Source organism: Methanohalophilus profundi (assembly GCF_004137855.1).
GTDB classification, from domain to species: Archaea; Halobacteriota; Methanosarcinia; order Methanosarcinales; family Methanosarcinaceae; genus Methanohalophilus; species Methanohalophilus profundi.
Genome location: NZ_QBKB01000002.1, coordinates 1,048,180 through 1,072,802, shown reverse-complemented (window position 1 = coordinate 1,072,802; position 24,623 = coordinate 1,048,180). Strand labels below are relative to the sequence as shown.

Genomic DNA, 24,623 nt, shown 5'->3' with positions numbered 1-24,623 from the left:
TATTTTTTGAAATACAGTCAATTTAAAGTTGTAGGATATTTTAAAAAAGAGCTCCCTTTACAGGGAGCTTTAACAATCCAAAACACAGGAAGGAGGTTGTAGAAAGGCCATTTTAGATTTTTCCCTCACCCCCGGTTGTACCCGTGGCCCGAATAGAGCCGATACATCCTGTTGCGACGTACTTTACCGTTATTGTCCAAAATGGCTGAAAAGACAATTGCCGGATCAATATTTTTTCCATGTTTGTATAGCAGCACTTTTTCTATCATTTATTTATCCCCACTTCTTGAGGTTTTAACCCTGAAGAGTAGATTGGCGGGGAGATATTTATACTGCTGGAATTGGGCTACATATGTTAGGGGTTGGGTAAGGATGGTTGCAGATTTCCCCATCATTACAGGCATCCATGAATGCCGATATAGAATTTTTGTGTGATTTCTAGACAAAGCATGTTTTGCATAGGATAGATATTATTATATAATTTAAGTCTTAAATATTAATAATATGAACTATTAGCCCCTCTTTAATCCCGGGCTTGCATAATTCAAATCAAAACAGCAAGGTGTTCAGATGAAAATCCCCCTAATTCTTCTGATTTTAACCATTTTGATGGTTGGTACAGCAGGTGCGAGTACAATAAATGTGACTGATGTAGACGGAGAGAATAATTATACAACAATTCAATATGCAGTAAATAATGCAAGTAGTGGTGACACAATTCTTGTTTATCCGGGTACATACGGAGAGAATGAGGACGATACTTCGTTTTTTGAGACGGGTTTCGAAGTTGATAAAAAATTGAATATAACTTCGGTAGGCGGTGCTTCTGTTACCAATATCACTTCAGATTTTAAGTATGTTTTAGTTATAAATTATGATGATGTGACAATTAATGGTTTCAATGTGAGTGGTACTGTGGGTGGTAATACTGCGGGAATTTATTTGCACGCAGCAAACCATTGCAATTTAACCAACAATACTGTTTCAAATATTATGACCAGCGCGGGGATTTATCTGGATAATTCTGAAAACAACACTATAAGTAATAATATTGCTTTTGGTAATAACATTGGTATTTGGTTAAGAGGTAGTTCCAACAATAACAATTTGACAGGAAACGATGTATCAGACAATCCCGGATTTGGAATTTATTTGCAATATTCAAGTAATGAAAATAAATTGATTGATAACACCATTTCATACAACAGAGATAATGGAATATATATGAGTGGAGATTGTGACAATAACACTATTGTAGGGAACACTATAGAAAACAATGGTAATCCATATGATGGTACAGATTATTATGGAATCCATCTGAATGATTGCAACAATACCAATTTAACTAGTAACACAATTTCAGACAATCATAGGGGTATTTTATTAGATGCTTGCATCAATACCAACTTGACTAGTAACACAATTTCAGACAATGATGAATATGGTATCTGGGCTACTAATATCGGCAATACCAATTTAATTAGTAACAATACTATCGCCGGTAACGGTTATTCTGGTGTGTATTTGCAGGATTGTTATTATCTATCTTTAGCTGGTAATACAATTTCAGGCAATGGTGAGGATAGTGGTAATGGCTATGGAATTGATTTGGAGGATTCCAATTATAACCAAATCTTCAACAATTATTTAAACAATTCTGAAAACGTTGATATTGACTACCCATATCTTAATGATTTTGATAATGAATGGAACACCACAAAAACCACCGGTCCCAATATAATAGGTGGTCCTTATATAGGAGGTAACTTCTGGGCAACCCCGGATGGCACCGGTTTCAGTCAGTTAAACACAGATTCTGATGGGGATGGATTCTGTGACTCTACTAAAACCATAAATACGAATAATAATGACTCTCTCCCTCTTGTAATGCCGCCTCCCCTTAATTTCACAGAATCCCCGGCTGTCTTTTTCATCAATAATGATGGCAATAACAGGTCTGTGAATACAAATTTTACCTTTGCTTACAGTGGAAAGAATATCAGTTTGTGGACGAAACTGGATAATGAGTCTGATGCCAGCGTAGTTGCAGATTTTTCTGAAATAAACGAAAGCTTTGATGATATTCCATTTGAATATCAGGGCGATGGTGTATTCGTTCTTCTGAACCATTCGATACCGGATGCTGATGCTGGTGTTTATAATATTTTCATTACTGCTACAAAGGGTATAATGACAAACAATACCGTCTGTCCTGTAATGCTGAATTTCAACCCACAATCAAGCATAGATGTTCTTAATTCAAATACTACAGATTGGACTACTATCGAAGATCCTACCAATGTCAGTAACCTGACCTTTGGGGCAAGTGACAGCAATGGTAATGTACTTGGAAGTCTGGAATTCACAGAAACTGTAAATCTCTGTGACATTGAATTTGCCCAGCGGCTGCAACAATTCGGGGAATATATAAATTTCACCACAGCACAGACCTCCCTGGATTCTGCAAACCTGAGCAGGTTGAATAATTCAACCAGTCTTACAATGTATGGCCTTGGATCCTTCGACAACCAGCCGGGCATACTGCTCGATGGCCAGCCAATCCTGGAAGCAGGAAATACCTCCAGTGACTCGGTTTCAGGGCTTGAATGGGATGCAGAAAATGGTACACTGACTTTCAGTGTGAATCACTGGTCAACATATATTGCTGATGGTGAAGTTCCCGAAGTCACTGCTATTTCTCCAAAGGAGAAAAGTGTAAAAGTTGGAGATACTCTTGAACTGAACGTTTCGGTAAAAGACGCCTCTGGCATTTCCTCTGTGGTGGTCAATGTCTCCAGTATAAATGATACAGTAGATGAAGCGGTTCTTACCAATGTCAGTGGCTACTGGGTAAACAATTCCATTATGGTTGATACAGATGCTGAAGACACATATTACCTGAATATAAACGCCACTGATGTTCTGGGTAATTATAACAACACAGTCAACCTGTCCGTGATCATGGATGATACTGTCAAAGCAGATGACGATGAAGAGAGCAGTTCCGGTGGACGCTCTTCAGTAGGTCCAAGTATGCCCCCTGAAGATGTCGAAGGTACAGATTCCGGAATTAAACGTGTGCTTGCTGGATCGAATGTGAAATATGATTTCTCAGATGGAGAAGGACCTGTACTTGGAATCAGTTTTGATGCAAAGGATGACAAAGGCACAGTTGTAGCAAAGGTGCAGGTACTGAAAGATAAACTCGATGATGTGGATGATCCAACCGGCAATCCCTACAAGGTCATGAGTATCACTGTAGGTAGTGAAGGTACTATCTCAGATGAAAATGCCGACAATATCCTGATTGAATTTAAGGTTAGCAAAGAATGGATTGAGGAGAACAATATCGATCCTTCCACAATCCGTATGACCAGATTCCATGACGGAGAATGGCAGGACCTTCCGAGCGATTCAGTTGGAGAAGATGACGAATACTTCTACTTCAACGCTGAAACACCCGGGTTTTCTATATTCAGCATTGTTGGCGATAAGGTGAAAGAAGAGGCAGTTGAGGAAGAACCTGCTACCGAACAACAGCCTCCTGCCGAAGAAGTAGAAGAACCTGCATCTGAAACCGAAGACGAAAGTGCTCAGACACCCGGATTTACCGCCATGTTTGCAGTGGCACTGATTGCAGGTGCAGCACTGATAATGAGGAGGGACTAAAAGTCTTGAAAATGAGCGGAATCACTCGCCCAGAATCTTTTTTTTAAGTTGGTGGTTTTTCTGCAAACCCAGCAACTTTATAAATCACAATAATCATAAAAAAATCATCACCGATTAAAAAGGATATAAATGCAGTTCTAACAACCACATTATTATATGTTATTTTTTGAGCCTTTGTATCCTTTTTTCAGATATGGTATTGGGCTGGTTTGTTTCTGATATTAGGCTATATAGCCTGCTGCAAACCTATAAAGGATGGTTCTTTGTTCTTGTAACTGGCCTTTCATTTTTATTTTACGTAATACCCCAGATCAATGAGATAAACAACTCCTACGAACAGGCCTTGAAAGCCAAAGAGGACTACAGGTCCATCTTTGATACCGCTGCAAATCTGATTACCTCTGTCGATGCGGAGGGCATAATTGTTGACTGCAACAATCAGGTCCAAAATTTCCTAGGCTACAAAAGAGAGGAAATCATAGGTTACTCAATGGCAAAGATAATTCATCCTGATTATCTGGATAAAGCTTCCCAATCCCTTCAGCAAATCCTTGAAACCGGTTATTCCTACGATAAAGAATACAAGATGGTCAGAAAGGATGGCACTTTTATTGATGTCATAATAAATTCCTCTGGTATGAATAAAACCAATGGAAATTATGAAAGAACGATATGTATTATCAATGATATCACCGAACGTAAAACGAGTGAAAAAAGGATTGAGTACCTGACTTCGGTGTTAAAATCCATACGCAATGTAAACCAGCTTATCGTAACAGAAAACGACAAATTTAAACTTGTACAGGGTATCTGTGCTAGTCTTACAGAATCCCATAGTTTTTACAGTGTATGGATCTGCCTGATGGACCACAATCAAAATCCAATCATGATTGAGGATTGTGGCGGGGATAGTAAATTTTCAATCCTTTCATCAAAAATGAAAAATGGTGAGATCCCTGATTACATCAGGACAGTTTTAGAAACAAATGAGCTGCTTTTTGTAGACGACCCCTATCAGGGCAATATACCAATCATGCACTAGCAAAGGAAAATACAAAATCAGTACACCTGCTTTCTAAACGTCAACTACCCCCCTTACGACAAGGCGCTTGAATGTCAATTAAGCATTCGTCTGGGTGGCTGACAAGCACCCCTGAGATTCCAGGATATACCTGTAATCCCGTGTTTTGTGTTCAATATTCATTGCACCGATTAGGTCTGCATTATTCTCATAACCACATTTTTCACATCTGAATGATAATCTGTTACGATTATTCTTAGATATGTGCTTACACCGAATACATGTTTGAGAAGTATAAGAGGGATCAACATAATGTGTAATTATGCCTGCTTCTCTTGCTTTGTATTCAATGAACGCTTGTAATTGGCGAAAAGCCCAACTACTGTGGTTATGTCTTCTCTTTTTAGAAACTTTGGAATGCGTGGTTTCACGTATTCCTGTTAAGTCTTCCAGACCTATTACAGATACACCTTTTTCAGTTGCGAACTTCACAATTTCTTTTGAGATTGTATGGTTTACATCTCGCATAAGACGTTTCTCTTTACCTGCAATATGTTTCAACATACGTTTTGCAGATGAAGTTCCCTTCGATTGTAAACGTGCTCGCATTGACTTGTACTGGTTGCGAAGATTCTTAATTTCACCACCAGCAAAAAAACTACATTTCTTGTCAGTGGTGGAAGCAACAGCAAGATAGTTCATACCAACATCAATTCCCATAAAGGTAGATGCATCTGTCAATTCTTTATCAGGGATTTCTTTCTCTACACACAGATGGAAATAATAATCTCCATCCCTGTGTTTTACGACTTTGGATGCCTGATATTTCCATAAACCATCAAAATACTGTTTTGCGTGATCATAATTCAAAATGGAATAAGATTTTCTTCCATTAATAGTGGTTATTTTGACTGTGTCTTCACTAACAGTAAAATCCCTTTTGTAAGAAAAGGTCATCGAAGACGGTGAAAATCGTACCTTTTGCCATTTCGACTTTTTCAGTTTATACAATGTTTTGTAACACCCTGTAACCTGTCTTGGAATGTTGCAACTCATCTGGGATTTTAATTTTAATGTTTCACGAAGATAGGAGTAAACTTCCTTCTGTAATTTCATTGCTGGAATTGGTTTACCTTTGTCAAAAACGATTTCAGAAGCATAGTTCATTCCATCTGAATATTTCTTCATAGTTTCCACTAAATCGTTATCAGGATTTGCTATTTTCAGGATAACTGTTTTAGTGAGAAACATACAATAGTATGTTCACTTACTTATTATAAAAAATTGCTTTTGTGAAATATCAGGCGCATTCCTCTCCTACCTTACGGAAGGAGACTGCTGCTCTAAAAGTTGAAAATCAATTGTCTTTTCTTTTGTATAAGTTAGATTTGGATTCATCATCCACTACCAGTTCTGTAAGATAGCCTACAATAACCGATGTCAGAATAATGTATACTGTAAGTATTAGAGTGTAGATAAACCCGAAATAATATATCATTATAGGAAGTAGAGGAAGTTTTACAGAACGATTGTAAAGGAAAGTGCCCATGAAAGATGTTCTCATTCCCTTTTCTCTGAGATCTGAAAGCAGAGGATACCATACATAAATGGGGCCGCTACTTAAGATTCCCGCTACGATCGAAAATACCCATCCTTTCATTCCGGCCTCCTTGCCCAGATGTTTCTTGATCTTATCAGGCTTGAGAAAGAGGTTAAAAAAGAATATGAAGACAAATACCAGTGCAAGGATTGGAATTACTTGTAAAAGGATTGAGTAGTTTTCCAGCATGGAATCGTGGAAAAGGACGGGAGATGTAAAATAAACCACCAGGTAGATTGCAATCATAAATCCAACAAAATAATATTGTCTCACGGTTACAGTTCTCCTACTATTCCTAAAGTAATTACTGTTAATATGGCTACAAGAAAAGATACAATAAAGCAGATGATGTTCCTGGCGAGGGCAAATTTCTTTCCAAGAATATCCATCTCAGCTGGCAAACTAATAATTCCTACAGTAACCCAGCTCAACAGGAAGGCTGTAACAGCAAAAAGAGATACCCCTTGTTTGATAAGTTCGCCCCCAATTATATAACTTGTAATCGGATTCCCTGCAGCAATACTGCCGATGAGACTACCTATAAAAGGATCAATCAGAATATTGCCGGTAAAGATTGTAGAATAAAGGGATTCAGGAACTGCAGTTTTGAGAAGACTAATCGCCATTATGACTCCCACAACCACAGGCAAACTTTGATTTAAAGCATTGAGGGTCTTTTTTGCACTTTTTCCAATATGGTTCATGGATACCTCATCTTTTTATGGCCTTTATTTTGAATTAATGACCAATGTGTTCATCATTTTTTTATAGTTAAAGTGTGCACAATCTATCGGAAATATCAATCCCAGTCTGATTAATTGGGATGGTTTGCTGACACAGATACGAACTCTTTTTTAATAAACCAATCTCCCTCTTTTGATTTATCATGTAATACCTAGAATAGCACAAGTAAAACTTACAGGGGCAGTGGAAAATGAATGAGGTTATGTATTCGAAACTGGAATTACTGGCAGAATAGATCGAAATCCTCAAAGGCTATCAGGATTGCAGTCTCGATGACATCAATCAGGACCACACCCTTAGAGGAGCAGTGGAAAGGTATCTTGAGGTATCTCTTGAATGCATGATAGATGTAGGGGAGATGATAATTTCCCGACAATCACTGAAAAAACCCGAATCCTATAAAGAAATTCTTATCATTCTGGGTGACAATGGAATTTTGCCCCAGGATTTTTCCAGGAAAATCTCTCCTGCTGCAGATTTTAGAGGCGAACTTCTGCACATGTATGCCGACATTGATATGGATAAAGTGTATCTTTCTTTGCAAAACCATCCAGGTGATCTGGAGAAGTTTGCACGCTATATTACCCTTTATCTTGAAAAAACGGATTGAATTCTTGGGCCATCCACTCATTATGTCAGATAGTTTATTCATTTGATTAGCAGGCAAATATGTGTTAATTACTTTCTCTTTTACTGAGACGATGTCCATATCCCCTATTATTCCTCATAATATACCATTCAGTAATATACTACCCAGTAATATACTGTATAGTATACTTTTCAATTGGAAAGACTCACTTTCATGACAAATTAGAACGAAGTCCATGATTTCCTTCAGGGACAATCCACTTCCCAAAGATAACCTATAAATTCTTTCACGTTTCATGTTAGTTCCATGAAAGCCATCGTTCTTGCCGCAGGGGAAGGTGTCAGATGTACACCTCTCACAAACACCCGTTCAAAGGTCATGTTACCGGTAGCCAATCGTCCGATTCTGGAATACGTTATATCCGCGCTTGTGGATAACGGGATCGAGGAGGTAGTGCTGGTTGTGGGTTATGAGAAGGAGAAGGTGATGGACTATTTTGGAGACGGGAATGATTTCGGGGCAAGGATTACTTATGTGGCCCAGACTTCACAATTGGGTACGGCTCATGCGATAAGTCAGGCCATCCCTGCACTGGGGGAGGATAATGGATATTTCCTGGTACTCAATGGGGATAACATCATCGAAAAAGAGACTATCAGTAAACTGATCGCAGATCATGCAGGGGATGCCACCGTACTAACCACTCCCCGGGAGAAGGTATGTGGATATGGAGTGGTCATGAGTGCTGCGGGAAAGGTAAAAGGCATTTTTGAAAAACCCAAACGCCAGATAAGTCATATGATAAATACCGGTATCTATGCTTTTAACCGGGATATTATTGCAGAGATAGAGAATACCGAGATCTCCGGGAGAGGGGAATATGAAATTACCCATACCCTGCAGAATATGGTGAAAGGAGACAGGGATGTCAGGGTCACTGTAACTAAGAACCTGTGGATGGATTCGGTGTATGCCTGGGATCTGCTTGATACCAATGCCAGGTTACTGGCAAGTTGTGAATCTGCTATCGAGGATACTTCCATAATTGATGATACCGCTACCCTGATAGGGAATGTGGAGATCGGGGGAAATACGGTCATCAGGGCCGGGTCCTATATCGTAGGACCGGTAAAGATCGGGGATAACTGTGATATCGGGCCCCAGGTGACGGTTCTGCCTTCCACCAGTATAGGGAATAATGTATCGCTGGGCCCCTATACCTATATCCAGAACAGTATCCTGATGGATAATGTACGTGTGGATTCCCACAGCCATGTCTCTGAAAGTATTTTAGGGTTTAACTGTAATTTAGGTCCCTACTCCATCTGTGAAGTGGACAATGATGTGAATATCGAGATCGAGAATGAGCTTGTGCCTGTGGAAAAGAGCGGCGTGGTTATCGGGGACGGCTGTAAATTTGGTTCAAGGACCCTTACTGAAGCAGGCACCCTTGTGGGCAATAACTGTACCGTGAGATCAGGTACAACTGTGAATAGACATCTGCCTGCAAATTCCACAGTACTGTGAGGGGATATTATGTGCGGGATTGTAGGATATGTGGGAAAGACCGATGCATCATCGGTGATTATGGATTGCCTGCGCCGGCTGGAGTACAGGGGTTATGATTCTGCCGGGTTGAGTATCTTAAACGGTGATCTGCAGACGTACAAGACTGCCGGCAGAATCGGTGAACTGGATAAAGTGCTGCCTGCAGAGATCGAAGGTAATATTGGGATCGGGCATACACGCTGGGCCACACACGGGATACCCAATGATGTCAATGCTCATCCGCACCGTTCTTCGGATATCGTGGTCGTACACAACGGGATTATTGAGAATTACCTCAAATTGCAGGAATGGCTGGAAGCTGAAGGTTATGAATTTGTATCCGATACCGATACCGAGGTAATTGCCCATCTGGTGCATTTTTACAGTAATTCCCTGGACCTGTTCGAGGCGGTACGCAAAAGCATGACAGTGCTGGAAGGCTCCTATGCGATCGTGGTCATGAGTAAGAATAATCCGGATCTCCTTATCGCTGCCAGGAAGGACAGTCCCCTGATAGTGGGTCTGGGGGAGAATGAATTTTTCACATCCTCTGACGCGACGGCTTTTGTGGCTCATACCCGCAATGTGGTATTTGTGGATGACCGGGAGCTCGTGAAACTGACTCCTGAGAAGGTGGAGTTCTATGATATGGAAGGCCAATTGCTGGAAAAGCAGGTTTCCACGATCGACTGGGATGTGGAGGCGGCAGAAAAGAGTGGGTATGCACATTTCATGCTCAAAGAGATCCATGAGCAGACCCGTTCCCTCCAGAAGACCTTTGCCGGCAAGTTATCAGAACTGGAAGGCAATGTTCAATTACCTGAACTCAACCTTACAGATGAACAGATCAGAAATATTGGCAGGGTGGAGATAATTGCCTGTGGCACGTCCTGGAATGCCGGGTTGTTTGGCAAATACCTGCTTGAAGGACTGGCCGGCATACATACCGATGTCAGTGCAGCCTCGGAGTTTCGATACCGGGACCCGGTGATGGATTGCAATACCCTTACAATTGCAATCACTCAGTCCGGAGAGACGGCCGATACGCTGGCTGCAATCAGGAATGTGGCACAGTATGAATCAAGTACCATCGCGATAACCAATGTGGTGGGCAGCACCATTACCCGGGAGGCCGAAAATGTAGTGTATACCCATGCCGGCCCTGAGATCGGAGTGGCTGCGACCAAGACGTTTACGGCTCAATTAATAGCGCTGTATCTGCTGGCTGTACATCTGGGCAGGCGCAGGAATTATCTTTTGCCGGATGAAGCAAAGGCTATCATCAAAAATCTCAAGGAACTACCCGGTAATGTGCAGCAGGTATTGAACCAGAGGGATGTTATACGCAGGCATGCAGCAAAGTATGCGGCCAACCGGGATTATTATTTCATTGGCAGGGGACTTAATTATCCGGCGGCACTGGAAGCGGCTTTGAAACTCAAGGAAATATCCTATATCCATGCGGAAGGGTATGCTGCCGGAGAACTGAAACACGGACCCCTGGCCCTGCTGGAAAACGGCATGCCCGTGGTGGCGATCGTCACAAAGGGGCGAACCTATGAAAAAATGCTGAGTAATATCAAGGAAGTCAAGGCACGTGGAGCTGAAGTGATTGCAGTGGCCGATGCCGGGGATCGGGAGATAGGCAAGTATGCCGATATTGTAATCCCGGTACCTGCTACCAATCCCCTGCTATCACCTGTCCTGTCCTCGGTGGCTTTGCAGCTGCTTGCCTATTATACCGCCCTGGAAAAGGGTTGTGAGATCGATAAACCGCGCAACCTGGCCAAAAGTGTGACTGTGGAATGAAGGAGTGTGTATTTTGAAACTTTTCGGATCATCGGGAATCAGGGGGCCGGCCAATAAGGTAATCGGTCCCGAACTGGCATTGAATGTGGGCATGGCCGTGGGTACAGTTGCCGATTCGATTGTGATCGGTAAGGATCCCCGTATCGCTGCGGATATGATCGAGCAGGCATTGATTGCAGGGCTGTCTGCCACCGGCTGTGAAGTGACCCTGGGAGGATTGATGAGTACGCCCACTCTGGCTTTTGCCACCGCGGATTATGATTGCGGGATTATGATAACGGCTTCACATAACCCTGCAGAAGATGTGGGGATCAAGTTATGGAATCCCGATGGTATGGCTTTTGATTCGCAGCAGCAAGAACGGATTGAACATATTATTGAGAATAACGAGTATGCAACCGTTATCTGGAATGAAGTGGGGGCTGTGAAGTACGGGGAAGGTTTTGTTGAGCGGCATTGCAATAAGATCTTGAGCAAGATGCAATCTTCTAACAAACGTGTGGTTGTGGATTGTGGGTGCGGGGCCGGGAGTACGATTACTCCTTATCTACTCCGGAAACTGGGTTGCGAGGTTATTACATTGAACTGCCAGCCGGACGGTTATTTCCCGGCACGCAGTCCCGAACCCGTGGAAAAAAACCTGGGTCAACTTATCAAGGCGGTGGTGGCGTTTGAGGCGGATATCGGGATTGCGCATGACGGGGATGCGGATCGGATGATGGTTGTGGATGAGCAGGGTAATTTTGTCTCGGGAGATGAATTGCTAGCCCTGTTTGCCCTGCAGGACAAACAGGAAAAAGTAGTGGTGCCTGTGGATACTTCCATGATAGTGGATGATGCGCTAGGGGATACCGAGGTGCTGCGCTGCAGGGTTGGGGATGTATACGTGGCAGAACAGATCAAGGCTTCAGGGGCTTATTTTGGAGGCGAGCCTTCAGGCAGCTGGATTTTCCCGGACGTATCGTATTGTCCCGACGGTATCTATGCAGCAGCCCGGATTGTGAATTTGATCGCAGACAGCCCGTTATCAAAGATGGTTGCGGATCTGCCTCATTATCCCACCCGCAGGGGTACGATCGAATGTCCTGAGGACAGGAAGGAAGAGGCGATGCAGCAGATCAAGCAATCTCTGGAAATGATGGGAGATGTTACTACCATTGATGGAATTCGGGTGGATCTGGAGGATGGCTGGGTGCTTGTGCGGCCGTCTGGTACCGAATCCAAGATCCGGATCACTGCTGAGGCCAGGAAGGATGTGGATGAGTTGTTTGATAGAGTTGGAAGTATTGCAAGGGGTGCAATACAGTGAAAGCGGTTATTCTGGCAGCGGGGCAGGGTACAAGAATGCGTCCTTTAACGGACAGGCGACCCAAGGTAATGCTGCCCATCGGGAACAAACCCATACTGGAACATATCATTGATGAGGCTGTGGCTGCCGGTATCCGGGAATTTGTGATAGTTACCGGTTATATGGAAAATTCTATCCGGGACTATTTCGGGGACGGTTCGCAGAAAAATGTGAGTATCGATTACGTTCTCCAGGAAGAACAGAACGGGACGGGACATGCAATCGGCTGTGCTGAAGAGTATGTGGATGACAGTTTCCTTGTGCTTAACGGGGATATGCTGATAAGTTCTGTCCAGATTAAAAATTTGATCGACAGGGATGAAGATGCGGTATTGACAGTTAAGGAAGTGGAAGATCCCTGTAATTTTGGAGTTATTTGTACTGCCGGGGAAAAAGTGACCCGGATTGTGGAAAAACCCGAAAAGCCTCCGACCAATCTGGCCAATGCGGGAATCTATCTGTTCCCACAGGCAATCTTTGATTATATCCGTAAAACTCCTGAATCACCTCGCGGGGAGATCGAGATCACGGATTCCATACAGATGCTGATCGATGCAGGGGCCAGTGTGGGTTATGAAGTGTTCAGGGACGAATGGATAGATATCGGCAGACCCTGGGATCTGCTTGCTGCCAACAAGCATGTGTTGGACGGGCTTACCGGCAATATTGAGGCAGAAGTGGAACCCAATGCTACCTTAAAGGGTGAAGTGGTTGTGGGGGAAGGTACGGTTATCCGCAACGGTGCCTACATCATCGGGCCGGTGGTTATTGGAAAGAACTGCGATATAGGACCGAACTGTTTTATCCGGCCGTCCACTGCCATAGGGGATAATGTGCGTATCGGCAATGCAGTGGAGATCAAGAATTGCGTGGTAATGGATGGAACCAATATCGGACACCTGAGTTATGTGGGCGATAGCGTGATTGGCCGGGATTGTAATTTTGGAGCCGGGACCAAGGTTGCCAATCTCCGACATGACGGGCGCACTATCCGGGTCATGGTCAAGGGGAAAAAGGTTGATTCAGGTAGGCGTAAACTCGGAGTGATCATGGGGGATGATGTGCATACCGGCATCAATACCTGTATCAATGTGGGTTGTGTGCTTAAAACGGGCAGGTGTACGGGACTGGGAGAAGTGGTGAAGTAAGCGATCAAAAAGTAGTTGAATCTGACTACTTTTTTTGAGATATGTAGGCTTTCTCAAGGCTGTGAGAACTATAGATCAAAATACCTTTCCGTGATGAAGAAAAGTAGTTGACAAAATATATCTATTATAGTAACTTAAATATTGAGTGAACATGGAAGTCAAAGAAAATTCTCATGGAATAAACGATCCATTTGAACTTGCACAAGCTCTGGACCTTGAAAGGAATGTGGGTGAACAACTCATAACATTTTGTCGACGTAACGATATTGCTTTTCTGGGTATTTTTGGCTCCTTTTCCAGGGGAGAACAAATCAAAGGTAGCGATATTGACTTTCTTGTTAGATTTTCTGAAAAGAAAGTTTGATTGATCACATAAGAATGGAAGAAGAACTGGAATATTTGTTCGGGATAAAAGTTGATTTGGTTACTGAAAGATCATTGAGTGCTTATATTATTCCTCATGTTCAGGAAAATTTGCAGAAATTGTATCTTGAAGGATAATTCCATTGTTTCTGCATTTTTTGAAGAGTACCCTCAATCTCCTCCATCATCGTCTCCCAGATAGTAACCACCATGCAGGTCTGGCTGATGATACTTATCTGAAGTGAGCTTTCTTCCCCGCTTTTTTTAGTGTCTCCAGAAAGCAGGCGTTAAAAGCACTATTACTGTAAACACTTCCAGCCTCCCGATCCACATATTTGCAGTAAGGATCAGCATCCCGGGGTCCGGAAGATTTCCGAAATTCGCCATGGGTCCCACAAGCCCAAGTCCCGGTCCCACATTCCCCAGGGTTGCGATCGAAGACGTGAGAGTGGTGACAAAATCCACTCCCATCAGGGAAAGGAGTGTTGCACTTGTGATAAAGATCATGAAATATATGATCAAAAAAGAAACAATGGCATGCATGATATTTTCGGGGACTCTTCTATTATTGAACCGTATGGGTTTGATCGCTTTTGTATGAACTGTTCTGAAAAGTACATTGTCTGCATATTTCATCATAAGCAAAACACGTACTACTTTAATTCCGCCTGATGTAGAACCTGCACATCCTCCAATAAACATCAGTAAAAACAGGATAAAACGGGAGGAGTCCGGCCACATGTTAAAATCCACAGTAGCATAACCCGTGGTTGTCAGTATGGATACAACATGGAAGATGCTGTATCTGAAAGAATCTGTAAATGCGTATACTTCACCTCTGGTGAGGGTATATGCCAGTACCACGGTTGCAAGCAAAATGATTAAAAGGTAGAACCTGAACTCTTCATCTTTAATCAGACTTGTCCTGTCAGAAAAGATAGTTTTGTAATGCAGGGCAATGTTGGCTCCGCCAAGAATCATGAAAATTAAGAAGATACCTTCTACCATGGGGCTATTAAAAGCTGCTATACTGTCTGAATATGTCGAAAACCCTGCACATGATATGGAGGTGAAGGTATGGGTTATGGCATCATAAGCGTTCAATCCTGCGAAATACAGCAAGATAAATTCGAGAATTGACAACCCAATATAAACAAACCAGAGCAGAGTTGCCGTTTCCCTGATCCTGGGGCGCAGTTGTTCTTCTTTCAAACCGGGTACTTCTGCACGAAACATCTGCCTGCCCGCAACCCCGAGTTTTGGCAGGATCACTATGAATAGAACAATGATACCCATTCCACCCACCCACTGGGTCATTGCCCTCCAGAACAGGAGCTTTTACTATAACTTTCAATATCTGCAAGAGCGGTAGCACCGGTTGCAGTTACTCCTGACATGGCTTCAAAAAGGGCATTGATCGGGGGTGTACCTTCAAATATATAGGGCATTGAAGAAAAGATGGCAGCGGTAAGCCAGCCCAGGGCTACGATCATGAAACCTTCTCTCATGTTCCATTCGCCCTTTTCCTCTGTGAGCAACAGCGAAAAAATGAATGCAATCAGGAGGGTGATTGTCAGGGAAAGGGAAAATGGAAAAAGATGTTCGCCGTAGTAAACGGCTACCATGAATGGGATTATCATTAAAATACCAATGATCCACAGGATTGAACCGATGGCGCCAAGAACTACATTAATCCTTAATCCACTCATGTTTGACAGTACACCTTAAATTTAGTCTTCCTCTATGCTAATAATTATTTGCCTATATAATAAACGCTGTAATGGTTGTTTTGGTGGAATCTATAATATAGAGCAGCAGTCCCGAATTTATGGAAGGGATAAAATTTTAGCGATTCAGATATGCAATCCCAGCAGTTCCATTCCCTGTTGTATGAAAAACAAGGCAAAGAGGAGATACAGGATTCCCAGACTTCGAAACAGCTGAAGATAATACTTGCTTTTCAAAAAATTCCTGCTTTTGCCTACAAACAGGGCAATCACAATTTTTGAACCTACAAGCAATGCATAGAATCCGATAACAAACATTATCTGTGCGAGCCTGTCAACCTCAACAGCCCTGAAGAGAATGGGCCCTCCGATTGCAATCCAGAACAGGTAGGGATGGGGATTCAGGAAATTTGCCAGTATGCCTTTTTTCAGGGATTCCTTCTTCAGGTTACTTACTTCGATATTGATATTTTTGGTCTTCAGGGAAGCAATGCCCAGCTGCATCAGGTAGAGTGCTCCTGCCAGGCTGATAAGGGCGATCACCGAATTTTGCTGCTGGAAATGCATTAGTATGTAAATTACAGCTGATACTATCAGCAAGTCTGTTATGAGGGGAGAAACAGCAACCTTGAAACCTTCTTTTGACCCGTGTTGCAGGCTTTCGGATATTGTTATGGCCATCAGCGGACCCGGAGAAATACCTGCAGCAAAACCGAGAAGGATCCCTGTTACCAGGAATTCTGCAATTTCATACATCATTCTCTCTTCTTAGCTTTGGGAGGAGTCCATTTACCGGCGTGAAAATTTCAGTGCAGTTTGATAGTTTCAGTCTGTTCTGCGACTGTTACTTCAAATTCATCTGCGGGAATGGCCCTGGTAGGAAAGGTTTCTTCAAACCTGCCGTTCTCAACCTTTATGGTCCGGCTGGCAGCGACCGTGAGATCCACCTGAGACTGGCCTTCTGCGGCATTACCTTCGATGCGGATATCATATTTGCCTGAAGGTACATCGGATTCGCGGATTTGCGCCACACCGTCTGAAGCCCTTGCACGTCTGGTCATCCAGAACAATATCTTAACCCTGACCTTCAGGTTCTTCACGTTTTCGGCTCTCACCGTTAAACGATTGGGCCTTTCTGGTACTTCTGTGTCGGGCATACGACATTTGTATTTTCCACCTTTCACCGGCACGGTCCTGGTAAAGGTCATTGCTATATCCACTGATTCTGCAGAGGATGTGCCGCGTATAGTAACGTCATCTCCTGGCCTGGGTTCTGAGGGTATGATCTCGAAATCCCTGTTCTCTGGATTATTCATCGTACTAAAAAATGGCTGGTAGTCCTTTATGTGTCTTTCTGATTGCCGGTTACATTATCTTATAATCATTATTTTTGTAACCATTATTTTTCCAGGTGTGTGATGCAGGTCGTGTGTTCTATTTGGAAATTCACCTGTCGTAGGCATCGTCATGATGAGAGAATCGTACCAGTGTTACTGTTTCTTCTACTGTATCCACTCCAAAAATCAATACAAAACTGCTCATGACATGAACCCTATAATATCCGGTAAGATCGTTACGCAGTGGCTTGTATCGAGTAGGGTTATCAAGAATTTCTGTAATTTTCTTTTCGAGAATGATCTTTCCTGGTCAGTTTTTTTATATCTTTCTGGCAGGCGGGTAATATGTATAGGGAGTGGCCCACTTTCATCACCTGAATATGTCGGCTACATCATTGACCTTTACACGGGAACTTTTATCTTCGGATTTAATCCTATCAACGACCTCTTCCTTGACGGGCAATTCGTCAACGGGATGCCAGTCGATAGATTCACAAAAGGAGGCATCAGATTTGGAGATGGTATTGTTTCTGATATAGGTTTCAAAGATCTTGCGTTTGCGTATCTCCTTTTTGAGGTCGTCCGGTAGGGCTACGGTGTACCGCTTCATGAAATCACCATTGCATATTTATTGAGATGATATATATCAACATCTCCATTATTGTGAGCAAAAAACCACTTCCAATCTATCCCACAAAACCTTTTCAGACGTGAAAAGAACGCTTATTTTGAAATATTTGTCAGGAACGGCTGTAAACAATCGTTTGCTGCAAAAATCATCTCAAATTTGCAATATATGAAAGAGATTATTCGCAATAATTCTACATGATACAATCTTCAACAAGCATTTTCGACTCTGCGTTTTCCCCTTTACAGGCATATCCATGCCTTCCATACTCTACTATCATCTACGATGCGTAGCATCCGTATGCATGTACACATAGCAGTAAAAATATTATGTTTTTAGGAAAAAACAAGTACTGTATCTATGTGAGATGATTTGTTACTTAAGGCTCATAACAAATAATTCGAGAGAAACATCCGATTGTTTGAGGATGCTTTTCAGAGTTCCTTTTTTAAGTGGATTGTGCAAAGGTACTGTTACAGTATTCTCTCCACGTTGTAAAAATACATGGCTGGCCCTTTGCCTGACAACCACAAATCCCATCTTAACCAAAGTTTTGATTACCTTCTGGCCGGAAATAACCGGTAATTCAGACACTTGCAACATCAACCTTTGTGATTTCACCAAGTACTCTGGCCTGCTCTTCGGTGACCTCAAGCACAAGCTGGATTGCCTCCTTTATATTCTCGAGGGCTGCTTTTCGAGTATCGCCTTCACTGATAGCAGCAGGAAGTTCGAGGCAATGTGCTGTGTATCCGCCTTCTTCTGCATCTGTAAGTACGACTGTGTATTGCATATCTGTTAATTTTGTCGTGCTTGTATATTAAGTTTCATTTCGTTGGAGCGGCTAACACTAAAAAACAGAAAGAAATTCAGGATAAATAGTCGACACTTTCCGGTAGTGTCGGGGGTGCATGTACTCTCATCTTTTCTTTTTTTGCTGTCATTATCCGGCTATATCCAACAACTTTTCACATCTGCGTACAGGTACTGTCTTCTGTATTCTGCCCGACATTACGGATATCTGCGACCCTGCAATGTCGCACATCTCATGTCAGGAGGCGGATTTGTTAAACGGGCCGCATCAACTTTTCCGGTACTTTTGGCTCAGGATTATTTCACAGGCAAGAGTTCTATTCTGTATATACACAAAATATTATAATATACGGCTAAATTTAACTGCGTTTAATCGAGAAAATCTGCCCGGTATGCGGGAATACGTTTGAAGTGGACGAAAAACTGGCTGACAGGAAATTGTACTGTACTCTGAGGTGTTGTTTGCAGGGCTGATGGGGATCGGGGCCGGAGAAGGTTGGTGTGCAGGCTTTATTTAATTCTGGGGAGTTGTAGTATTACTTAAGTGGGTCTTGTCTGATATTTTTTCTGAAATTTTGAATCCAAATAATTATATTACATATGGATTTAGTCCAATCAGGCCTGATCAAACCATGAATACAAACACAATAATTCACCCATCTTCCAGAATATACGGCTCCTCCACAGTGGGCAGAGGTCCCTATTTACTGTAAAATACAACCTCCGGCTCCCGGAAGTGCAATCCTGGTGAAGATCAGGGGTGAACTACTATTTTGTCCGAAAAATCGATTTGACCGATAATTCACATCGCTGACCGAAAAATAATTCAAAATGATATTTTCATATCATCAGTATCAATTTTATGAAACAGGATAAATTAAGATTCAAGTTTCGAAAAAAGATATGTAACAACCCAGCGTGGTAACTGATTTTCAGTTTTTATCAGAATAGTTCCATCAATATCTTTTTCTGCAATTAAGACAGCTGAACCTTCAGTTGAATTGTCGAATACATATGCTCTTCTGCATAGCTTTGATGCGTCATATAAAAAATTATTAGATTTTATATATCGATCTATTATTTTCTGGTCAGGAACACTATGCTCTCCTTTCTCAGTACGTTCTTTCACTCGATCTTGATTAATTGTAATATCTGATGTACTTACAAAATAAAGATATAGGCTCCAACCTTTTTGCTTAGCTCGTTCCATGAATTCAAGTTTAGATTCATGTGAAAATACTGTTTCAAATGAAAATAAATTGATATCTGACTCAACTAGCTGATCTCTAATGAAATCTGCTACCAGTGAACCAACATATGGATTGTTTAGATCATTGATAAGACAATTGTTTCCAAATTTGATATCTTCAATGTCAATATTACTTTTTGGAAATAGGGTTGATCTTAAAAGATGGTCTTTGAATTCGGATATATTTGTTTGTATCCCAAATTTTCCAAAATCAATAGTGTCTGTGATATTGAGTTTGTCAGGATCAATATGGAATTGTTTATCTTAAACAGCAGAAGACTCCTTCCGCAAGGTAGGAGATGAATGCGTCTTTTTTGTTGTTTTGACGCAAAGCATAAATAATGTTAAATACATAAGTGGATATACATGTTAAAAGCCTACAAATATAGAATGTATCCTACAAAACAACAAGAAGAAATGTTCAGCAAACATTTCGGATGTGTGAGGGTAATCTATAATTGGGCGTTAGAACAGAAAATTAAAACTTATGAACAAGATGGAAAATCGGTATCCAGATTCACATTAAATAAAATGATTCCAACATTGTATGATGAAATGGAATGGTTGAAAGAGGTGAATTCACAATCTTTACGAGGGGCTACTCTTAATCTGGATAATGCATTTACCAGATTTTTTAGGGAAAAAAAAGGGTTTTCCTAAATTTAAATCAAAAAAAAATCCAGTACAATCATTTTCTGTTCCACAACATTATGAAGTAGATTTTGATAATGATAAAGTGAAATTACCTAAAATCGGTTGGATAAAAACAAAGTGCATCGATGTTTTGAAGGTAACTTGAAAACTGCAACAATATCGAAAATACCATCTGGTAAATATTTCATTAGTATTCTTGTAGATGATGGTAAAGATTTACCTGCCAAACAAAAGTTTGATGTAAATAGTACGGTTGGTATTGATGTTGGAATTAAGGATTTTGCCATCATGTCTAACGGTGAAAAAATAGATAATCCCAAGCATCTTAATAATTCAATAAAACGTTTGAAAGTATTACAAAAGCGTCTCTCACGAAAACAAAGAGGTTCAAACAATAGAGATAAAGCAAGACAGCAGATAGCAAAACTTCATGAGAAAATAGCAAATCAGAGAAATGATTTTCAGCATAAATTAACTTCCAGATTAATTAGCGAAAACCAAGCGATTGCACTGGAAACATTAAACGTATCTGGAATGTTGAAAAATCATAAACTTGCACAATCCATTAGTGATGTATCATGGAGTTCTTTTGTAACCAAATTGGAATATAAAGCAGAATGGTACGGCAAAAGCATATTGAGAATTGGACAATTTGAACCATCTACTAAAATATGCAATGTATGTGGGTATCATAACAAAAGCATTACACTTGCAAACCGTAAATGGCAATGTCCTGATTGTGGTATGTCCCATGACAGAGATGTCAATGCTGCAATCAACATTAAGAAGTTTGCCTTAAATAAACAGAATTTGATAGGTATTTGAAGCACCGTAGGAACTACGGGAAGAGCCTGTGGACTTGTTTCCGTTGGGAAAAAGAATGAAGCAGGAAGCACCATGCGTAAGCGTGGTGTGGTTCACTCAGTAACCAGGGCTTATCTTCAGTAAATTGTTTGACCAGAGTAGATTTGCCTGATCCATTTGGACCCGCGATTATTCGAATCCGTTTCATATCTTATAAACACGTTTTTTTGGGGTTACAAATGCATTTTCAAGTGTTTTTAGCACTTCAATCCTACCATCTGGATGTTTCCTGACAATAGCATTACCCTGTTGGATTGTAATAGATCTGCCATTTTCGAGAGCATCCTTTGCTGCACGGGTTGTTGCCTTCCGTGCCATTTCTTCAAGGCGTTTAGATTGTTCATCCCGTGGCAAATCTGCGAAGTCTTTACATGTTGGTGCACCGATTTGTCCATCAAAGATAGAATGAACAGTTGGTAGTTTGCTTGTTTTTGACATGTAATTTCCTCATTGCTTTGGTATACTCAAATATGTCGTTAGGCGTATAAATAAATTGGTTTTTACGTGTGTCGACTTTCTTCTGCAGTCTCGGGGGTGGCTGTGAATTGTATAATTATTAATTCTGTTGTGTTTTTGTATTAAGTTCCATTCTCATACATTATTGCACGCAATACATTTATAAGATTGCACGCAAATTTCAGTTTATATTTGCACATAAAATGCAAAATATCCTCTAAAATCAATCAGATCGCCTTTTTCTCATTAATAGGATGGAAAAATGTTAATAGATTTCAGTATAGAAAATTTCCTGTCTATGAAAGATGAAGTATTATTCAGTATGCTTGCTTCGAGTGACAATTCCCATGAATATAATTTAATATCAGATAAGAAGACACTGAAAAAAGACAGGTTACTAAGATCAGCTGTTATTTACGGGGCAAATGCTTCAGGAAAAAGTAATGTGATTCATGCTCTGAATTATACCCGTAACCTGATTCTTAATTCTTCTAAAAATGTACCCGGGGAAAAGATTCCTTTTTACCCCTTTAAACTTGACAGTGAACAGTTTTCAAAACCCTGTAAAATAAAAGTTGATTTCATAGAGGATGGGGTCCGATATAATTACGGAGTCTCGTTAAATGCTGAAAAAGTAATTGATGAATATTTGTATTATTATCCAAAGGGTACTAAATCAATTATTTTTGAAAGAAGTAATACAAACGACTACAAATTTACAAAAGATAAAGGAAAACAGAGGTCAATAGCGGATCGTACGCTTGAAAATGTACTTTATTTTTCTAATTCTGCCCAGCAGAATTATGAGAAAACAAAAATACCTTTCATGTGGTTTTCAAGAAAGTTACAAATGATAAGTTCTGAGAGAATGCCACGTGAAATAACAGTTGAAATTATGCAGGAAAATGAAGGTATAGAGGATTGGGTTATAGATCTGCTCTATTTGGCAGATTTCGGTATAAGTAATTTAGATGCAACGATAAAAAAAGTGGATGTCGATGAATTACCAGACCATCTTAAATCCTTTATTAAATATGAAACTGCAAAAGAACAAGAAGAAGGCAGCAAAAAAGAAGAAAAGAATAGTATTCCTGAGATAAAGAAGGCAGATGTTAAGTTTTACCATAATGGCAGGGATAAAACAGGAAATCCTATAACTGTGCCATTTGAATACGATGATGAATCAGAAGGTACGAAAAGATTTTTTTCATTAATCGGGCCATTTACAGAATCCTTAAAGAAAGGATATGTTCTGTTGGTGGATGAGTTAGAGAGTAAATTACATCCATTACTTTGTGAAGCTTTACTATCTTTATTTAATAACCCGGAGATTAACAGGAATGGTGCACAACTAATTTTTACCAGTCATAATACTCATTTCTTAGATGTTGATCTACTTAGAAGAGACCAGATATGGTTTACGGAAAAGAATGAAGGCGGTGTTACAGACCTGTATTCACTTCTCGAATATAATCCGAGGAAAAATGCAAATATTGATAAAGGTTATCTTAATGGTAAGTATGGAGCACTTCCATTCATAGGTAATCTTGAGGGTCTGTTAAAATGAGTCCCAGAAATCGTAAAAAAGGAAACAGAAAAACAAACTCTATTATGTTGCTTGTCTGTGAGGGTGAAAAAACAGAACGTCTGTATTTTGAAAATTTCAGGGAAAAGGGTGCCTACCTGACAATTAAAACGATGTCTTCACAGGACAAAGATGCAAAAGGTGTTGTTGAATACGCTATAGAGAGAATGAGGCATGACGGGTATAATCCCCAAAATGACGGAGAATATGTCTATTGTGTGTTTGATTGTGATAATCAGGACAAAACAGTAACCAATAAAGAGTTGCGTGAAGCAATAGAAAAAGCAAACAAAAATGGCATAAATATATGTTTTTCAAATCCTTTTTTTTAAACTCTGGTTCCTATTACATTTTGAAAGAGTTACCGAAAGACAGGTGAAAGAAAGAATATATCAGAGACTGGATAAATATATGACAAAATATTCCAAAAGTAAAAATTACTATGAATTGCTCTGTGAAAATATGGAAGATGCAATTCAAAACTCCAAAAAACTGGTCAAAATGCACAATGACAATGGAATAAACATTGTCAGCACAGAAAGTAATCCCTGTACGCAGGTACACGAAGTAATCGATAGAATTGACAAAATAAAAAAAGAAAACCGCAAAAAGCGCTGGTAATTATCTTTTTTGCAGTCCCGGGGTTTTCATAACCTATGCATGTGATGCTGTGGGGATAGATCCCACCACCTATTATGACTGGATGAGAAGGTCAATGTGAACCAGGAGGTATCCCGCACGCAGGTAAATCCTGCCAAAATCGCCAATTCGCCGGAGGTGCTGGAGAAGGCCAACGCGCTGTCCGGAGAACTGAATACGTTATGCGAGGAGGACAAGGACTGATCTTCTTGCAGGAGGTGGCTTTCTGAGGACGATAATCCATACCACCGTGGACAGGAATACTCTTTTGGTAATCCACAGGGTGATGAAGGAGAGGGAGTGCAGGAAAAGTGCAGCGGTTGACCATATTGTTGGAGAGTATGAGAAACGCAAACGCAAAGGTCAGGTCGATGAGGTTGCGGAGAGGGTGGTTGGGAAACTTGCGGATATGGGAGGGGGATGAGTTAGTCAGACAAGAGCATTAGACATTTGTATTCTATTTGCACAAGTGAACTACCCCTCCCTAATTAGCGTGTCAAAGACACGTTAATTTGAGGAAGCGGCTTCCGGCGAGTGTTTACTTCATCTCGATATCATTCCGTTAGGAATAATTCCGATCAATAAACCTGTTTGTCGCAGATTATCAACTGTTTGTTGATAGCTCGTCCACAGAGCATTATGTTTGAGATACCTCAATAAAATGTTTACTGAACTATTTGAATCTCTATCCAGAATATTTCCACATACACTACATTCATATGTTCGATCCCCGAGTGGTATATTCTTGATAGTTCCGCAAACACAACATTTTTTTGAAGTATATGATTCATCAATTCTTATTGTTCTCTTACCCGACTTTTCAGCCTTATAG

At 40.9% G+C, this 24,623-nt stretch carries 26 protein-coding genes and 2 pseudogenes; 14 read left to right on the top strand and 14 right to left on the bottom strand.

The window, feature by feature from the left end:
- Positions 1–125: 125 nt before the first annotated feature.
- The gene (locus tag C9889_RS10095) at positions 126–269 is read right to left on the bottom strand and encodes a hypothetical protein (RefSeq protein ID WP_164999302.1); all 144 of its coding nucleotides are present in this window, start codon (positions 267–269) and stop codon (positions 126–128) included.
- Between the two features lie 301 nt (positions 270–570).
- Here C9889_RS10095 and C9889_RS05695 point away from each other — a divergent pair, with 301 nt between their 5' ends.
- Entirely contained in the window at positions 571–3,669 is a 3,099-nt protein-coding gene (locus C9889_RS05695) for a NosD domain-containing protein (RefSeq protein ID WP_129597869.1), read from the top strand.
- Positions 3,670–3,868: 199 nt separating this feature from the next.
- The gene (locus C9889_RS05690; protein WP_164999301.1) at positions 3,869–4,711 is read left to right on the top strand and encodes a PAS domain-containing protein; all 843 of its coding nucleotides are present in this window, start codon (positions 3,869–3,871) and stop codon (positions 4,709–4,711) included.
- A 78-nt stretch (positions 4,712–4,789) separates the two neighbouring features.
- On the opposite strand, the gene C9889_RS05685 is transcribed toward C9889_RS05690, so the two are convergent.
- From C9889_RS05685 to C9889_RS05675, 3 genes are all read right to left on the bottom strand, one after another.
- Complete coding sequence (locus C9889_RS05685) at positions 4,790–5,941, bottom strand: RNA-guided endonuclease InsQ/TnpB family protein (protein ID WP_129597865.1); 1,152 nt, start codon at positions 5,939–5,941, stop codon at positions 4,790–4,792.
- A gap of 106 nt (positions 5,942–6,047) precedes the next feature.
- Positions 6,048–6,563, bottom strand: coding sequence for a permease (locus tag C9889_RS05680; protein WP_129597863.1), 516 nt, complete (start codon positions 6,561–6,563; stop codon positions 6,048–6,050).
- Positions 6,564–6,565: 2 nt separating this feature from the next.
- Complete coding sequence (locus C9889_RS05675) at positions 6,566–6,994, bottom strand: hypothetical protein (RefSeq protein ID WP_129597862.1); 429 nt, start codon at positions 6,992–6,994, stop codon at positions 6,566–6,568.
- A 275-nt stretch (positions 6,995–7,269) separates the two neighbouring features.
- Here C9889_RS05675 and hepT point away from each other — a divergent pair, with 275 nt between their 5' ends.
- The 7 genes from hepT (at position 7,270) to C9889_RS10770 (ending at position 13,977) form a co-directional block, all read left to right on the top strand.
- Positions 7,270–7,644, top strand: coding sequence for a type VII toxin-antitoxin system HepT family RNase toxin (gene hepT / locus C9889_RS05670; RefSeq protein ID WP_318531590.1), 375 nt, complete (start codon positions 7,270–7,272; stop codon positions 7,642–7,644).
- A 285-nt stretch (positions 7,645–7,929) separates the two neighbouring features.
- Positions 7,930–9,150 (top strand): bifunctional sugar-1-phosphate nucleotidylyltransferase/acetyltransferase, encoded by a 1,221-nt coding sequence (glmU, locus tag C9889_RS05665; RefSeq protein ID WP_129597860.1) that lies wholly within the window; start codon positions 7,930–7,932, stop codon positions 9,148–9,150.
- A gap of 9 nt (positions 9,151–9,159) precedes the next feature.
- Positions 9,160–10,980: a glutamine--fructose-6-phosphate transaminase (isomerizing) gene (gene glmS / locus C9889_RS05660; RefSeq protein WP_129597858.1), complete on the top strand. Its 1,821-nt coding sequence runs from the start codon at positions 9,160–9,162 to the stop codon at positions 10,978–10,980.
- Positions 10,981–10,993: 13 nt separating this feature from the next.
- Positions 10,994–12,289 carry a phosphoglucosamine mutase gene (glmM, locus tag C9889_RS05655; protein ID WP_129597856.1) on the top strand — a complete coding sequence of 432 codons (1,296 nt, stop codon included), beginning with the start codon at positions 10,994–10,996 and terminating at the stop codon, positions 12,287–12,289.
- Positions 12,286–13,476, top strand: coding sequence for a bifunctional sugar-1-phosphate nucleotidylyltransferase/acetyltransferase (gene glmU, locus C9889_RS05650; RefSeq protein WP_129597854.1), 1,191 nt, complete (start codon positions 12,286–12,288; stop codon positions 13,474–13,476). The genes glmM and glmU (C9889_RS05650) overlap by 4 nt, the downstream gene beginning before the upstream one ends.
- Positions 13,477–13,627: 151 nt before the next feature.
- Entirely contained in the window at positions 13,628–13,840 is a 213-nt protein-coding gene (locus C9889_RS05645) for a nucleotidyltransferase family protein (RefSeq protein ID WP_129597852.1), read from the top strand.
- Positions 13,841–13,854: 14 nt separating this feature from the next.
- Entirely contained in the window at positions 13,855–13,977 is a 123-nt protein-coding gene (locus tag C9889_RS10770; RefSeq protein WP_263853979.1) for a hypothetical protein, read from the top strand.
- Between the two features lie 126 nt (positions 13,978–14,103).
- On the opposite strand, the pseudogene C9889_RS05640 reads toward C9889_RS10770, so the two are convergent.
- The 8 genes and pseudogenes from C9889_RS05640 to C9889_RS05605 all read right to left on the bottom strand — a co-directional run bounded on the left by C9889_RS05640 (position 14,104) and on the right by C9889_RS05605 (position 19,554).
- Positions 14,104–15,548, bottom strand: a pseudogene (locus C9889_RS05640) (TrkH family potassium uptake protein).
- Positions 15,549–15,692: 144 nt separating this feature from the next.
- Positions 15,693–16,325, bottom strand: a complete 633-nt coding sequence (locus C9889_RS05635; protein ID WP_225420006.1) for a LysE family translocator — start codon at positions 16,323–16,325, stop codon at positions 15,693–15,695.
- Between the two features lie 47 nt (positions 16,326–16,372).
- Positions 16,373–16,882 (bottom strand): hypothetical protein, encoded by a 510-nt coding sequence (locus C9889_RS05630; protein ID WP_129597850.1) that lies wholly within the window; start codon positions 16,880–16,882, stop codon positions 16,373–16,375.
- Between the two features lie 130 nt (positions 16,883–17,012).
- Complete coding sequence (locus C9889_RS05625; protein ID WP_263854017.1) at positions 17,013–17,147, bottom strand: type II toxin-antitoxin system RelE family toxin; 135 nt, start codon at positions 17,145–17,147, stop codon at positions 17,013–17,015.
- 126 nt (positions 17,148–17,273) lie between these two features.
- Entirely contained in the window at positions 17,274–17,513 is a 240-nt protein-coding gene (locus C9889_RS05620) for a hypothetical protein (protein WP_129597848.1), read from the bottom strand.
- Between the two features lie 393 nt (positions 17,514–17,906).
- On the bottom strand, positions 17,907–18,134 hold the full coding sequence (locus C9889_RS05615; RefSeq protein WP_225420005.1) for a type II toxin-antitoxin system HicA family toxin: 228 nt from the start codon (positions 18,132–18,134) through the stop codon (positions 17,907–17,909).
- Complete coding sequence (locus C9889_RS05610; RefSeq protein WP_129597846.1) at positions 18,118–18,324, bottom strand: type II toxin-antitoxin system HicB family antitoxin; 207 nt, start codon at positions 18,322–18,324, stop codon at positions 18,118–18,120. The genes C9889_RS05615 and C9889_RS05610 overlap by 17 nt, the downstream gene beginning before the upstream one ends.
- An 897-nt stretch (positions 18,325–19,221) precedes the next feature.
- Positions 19,222–19,554, bottom strand: a complete 333-nt coding sequence (locus tag C9889_RS05605) for a hypothetical protein (protein WP_129597844.1) — start codon at positions 19,552–19,554, stop codon at positions 19,222–19,224.
- A gap of 405 nt (positions 19,555–19,959) precedes the next feature.
- On the opposite strand from C9889_RS05605, the pseudogene tnpB reads away from it, so the two are divergent.
- Positions 19,960–21,072, top strand: a pseudogene (gene tnpB, locus C9889_RS05600) (IS200/IS605 family element RNA-guided endonuclease TnpB).
- 183 nt (positions 21,073–21,255) lie between these two features.
- Here tnpB and C9889_RS05595 read toward each other — a convergent pair.
- Positions 21,256–21,549, bottom strand: a complete 294-nt coding sequence (locus C9889_RS05595; RefSeq protein ID WP_129597842.1) for a hypothetical protein — start codon at positions 21,547–21,549, stop codon at positions 21,256–21,258.
- 316 nt (positions 21,550–21,865) lie between these two features.
- Between C9889_RS05595 and C9889_RS05590 the strand changes: the two genes are divergently transcribed.
- The 4 genes from C9889_RS05590 to C9889_RS10090 all read left to right on the top strand — a co-directional run bounded on the left by C9889_RS05590 (position 21,866) and on the right by C9889_RS10090 (position 24,215).
- Positions 21,866–23,134, top strand: a complete 1,269-nt coding sequence (locus C9889_RS05590; RefSeq protein WP_164999300.1) for an AAA family ATPase — start codon at positions 21,866–21,868, stop codon at positions 23,132–23,134.
- The gene (locus C9889_RS10765; RefSeq protein WP_129597838.1) at positions 23,131–23,484 is read left to right on the top strand and encodes an RloB family protein; all 354 of its coding nucleotides are present in this window, start codon (positions 23,131–23,133) and stop codon (positions 23,482–23,484) included. The genes C9889_RS05590 and C9889_RS10765 overlap by 4 nt, the downstream gene beginning before the upstream one ends.
- On the top strand, positions 23,456–23,773 hold the full coding sequence (locus C9889_RS10760; protein WP_129597836.1) for an RloB domain-containing protein: 318 nt from the start codon (positions 23,456–23,458) through the stop codon (positions 23,771–23,773). Before C9889_RS10765 ends, C9889_RS10760 begins: the two co-directional genes overlap by 29 nt.
- 304 nt (positions 23,774–24,077) lie before the next feature.
- A complete protein-coding gene (locus C9889_RS10090; protein WP_164999299.1) occupies positions 24,078–24,215 on the top strand; it encodes a hypothetical protein in 138 nt (45 codons plus the stop codon).
- A 119-nt stretch (positions 24,216–24,334) separates the two neighbouring features.
- On the opposite strand, the gene C9889_RS05575 is transcribed toward C9889_RS10090, so the two are convergent.
- On the bottom strand, positions 24,335–24,623 hold a 289-nt coding region (locus tag C9889_RS05575), incomplete at its 5' end, for a zinc ribbon domain-containing protein (protein ID WP_164999298.1).

Coding starts and splice junctions, on each gene's coding strand:
- C9889_RS10095 (WP_164999302.1), bottom strand. CDS start 269: ATGATAGAAAAAGTGCTGCTATACAAACATGGAAAAAATATTGATCCG.
- C9889_RS05695 (WP_129597869.1), top strand. CDS start 571: ATGAAAATCCCCCTAATTCTTCTGATTTTAACCATTTTGATGGTTGGT.
- C9889_RS05685 (WP_129597865.1), bottom strand. CDS start 5,941: ATGTTTCTCACTAAAACAGTTATCCTGAAAATAGCAAATCCTGATAAC.
- C9889_RS05675 (WP_129597862.1), bottom strand. CDS start 6,994: ATGAACCATATTGGAAAAAGTGCAAAAAAGACCCTCAATGCTTTAAAT.
- glmU (WP_129597860.1), top strand. CDS start 7,930: ATGAAAGCCATCGTTCTTGCCGCAGGGGAAGGTGTCAGATGTACACCT.
- glmS (WP_129597858.1), top strand. CDS start 9,160: ATGTGCGGGATTGTAGGATATGTGGGAAAGACCGATGCATCATCGGTG.
- C9889_RS05645 (WP_129597852.1), top strand. CDS start 13,628: ATGGAAGTCAAAGAAAATTCTCATGGAATAAACGATCCATTTGAACTT.
- C9889_RS10770 (WP_263853979.1), top strand. CDS start 13,855: ATGGAAGAAGAACTGGAATATTTGTTCGGGATAAAAGTTGATTTGGTT.
- C9889_RS05635 (WP_225420006.1), bottom strand. CDS start 16,325: ATGATGTATGAAATTGCAGAATTCCTGGTAACAGGGATCCTTCTCGGT.
- C9889_RS05630 (WP_129597850.1), bottom strand. CDS start 16,882: ATGAATAATCCAGAGAACAGGGATTTCGAGATCATACCCTCAGAACCC.
- C9889_RS05620 (WP_129597848.1), bottom strand. CDS start 17,513: ATGAAGCGGTACACCGTAGCCCTACCGGACGACCTCAAAAAGGAGATA.
- C9889_RS05615 (WP_225420005.1), bottom strand. CDS start 18,134: ATGTTGCAAGTGTCTGAATTACCGGTTATTTCCGGCCAGAAGGTAATC.
- C9889_RS05610 (WP_129597846.1), bottom strand. CDS start 18,324: ATGCAATACACAGTCGTACTTACAGATGCAGAAGAAGGCGGATACACA.
- C9889_RS05605 (WP_129597844.1), bottom strand. CDS start 19,554: ATGGAACGAGCTAAGCAAAAAGGTTGGAGCCTATATCTTTATTTTGTA.
- C9889_RS05595 (WP_129597842.1), bottom strand. CDS start 21,549: ATGTCAAAAACAAGCAAACTACCAACTGTTCATTCTATCTTTGATGGA.
- C9889_RS05590 (WP_164999300.1), top strand. CDS start 21,866: ATGAAAGATGAAGTATTATTCAGTATGCTTGCTTCGAGTGACAATTCC.
- C9889_RS10765 (WP_129597838.1), top strand. CDS start 23,131: ATGAGTCCCAGAAATCGTAAAAAAGGAAACAGAAAAACAAACTCTATT.
- C9889_RS10090 (WP_164999299.1), top strand. CDS start 24,078: ATGAAGGAGAGGGAGTGCAGGAAAAGTGCAGCGGTTGACCATATTGTT.